This is a genomic window from Dolichospermum circinale AWQC131C, from assembly GCF_000426905.1.
Taxonomy (GTDB): domain Bacteria; phylum Cyanobacteriota; class Cyanobacteriia; order Cyanobacteriales; family Nostocaceae; genus Dolichospermum; species Dolichospermum circinale.
The window spans coordinates 1-261 of record NZ_KE384620.1 but is presented as its reverse complement, the minus strand read 5'-3'; the positions used below and the strand labels follow the sequence as shown (position 1 = coordinate 261).

The 261-nt window shown below is 34.5% G+C and carries 1 protein-coding gene; it reads right to left on the bottom strand.

Features of this window, described 5'->3' with window-relative positions; translation table 11 throughout:
- On the bottom strand, positions 1 to 261 hold a 261-nt coding region (locus ACIR131C_RS22725), incomplete at both ends, for a GUN4 domain-containing protein (protein WP_196811764.1).

Sequence of the window (261 nt, the reverse complement as noted above, 5' to 3'; positions counted from 1 at the left end):
TTGCTTTTGTACAGAAAAGCCAAATTTACCATTGCTATATTTTACCCATAATTGATCCATTTTTCGCAATTCCTGTCTGGGAAAATTTTTCACATCTTCAAGACTTAACCATCCTTCCTGTTCTCGTTTAGTTAACTTTAGCATCAAGTTCCAAGTTTCTAAATCTGCATCTCGCCATTTTCCTGTTTTCAACAATGTTTCTAAATTTTGAAATATGACAGGTGTAGGTTCATTTGTAGGACTAGGATTATTACGAGGGGT